Genomic DNA, 450 nt, shown 5'->3' with positions numbered 1-450 from the left:
TCAAAGTATTGCTCAAGATATTTGTCAACATTATAGACAGCCGACACGACTGTAAATTTATTATCCCCAAGGATTTTCTTTGGTTTTAAAGCATTAATCTGTCGAGAACGCTTTAAATTCATATCACTAAAGAATAGTTTAGGATTTTTAACCAACTTCCGTATTTTTCTATTTAACATCTTATTTCCTATTGTCATAATAAAAATCTAACATCGAGAGTAATGCTAACTGATAGTCCTGCAACACTGTTTTCGTCGTAGTAAAATCGTTCGCGCAGAACGAATGAGGCCCCCCCCCCTCGTCTCTGATTTTTTTAAGTAAAAGGTAATTTTTCTTAGCGGCATTGGATCTAACATTAAAATAGTGGCATATATCTCTTTCTAACGTGCCGACCCCTTTGGCATATGCTATCCACGGAACCATAAACGTTGCCATATTAAGGTCATGATT

1 pseudogene is annotated in these 450 nt (G+C 35.8%); it reads right to left on the bottom strand.

The annotated features are described in order from the left end of the window. Window positions 1-180: 180 nt before the first annotated feature. A pseudogene (locus tag NNN71_RS24990) lies at window positions 181-450 on the bottom strand (capsule biosynthesis protein CapC); the annotation flags it as partial.

Source organism: Kluyvera sp. Awk 3 (genome assembly GCF_028069715.1).
Classification (GTDB): domain Bacteria; phylum Pseudomonadota; class Gammaproteobacteria; order Enterobacterales; family Enterobacteriaceae; genus Kluyvera; species Kluyvera georgiana_A.
The sequence above is the reverse complement of the archived record's forward strand: the minus strand, read 5'-3'. Positions and strand labels throughout refer to the sequence as shown.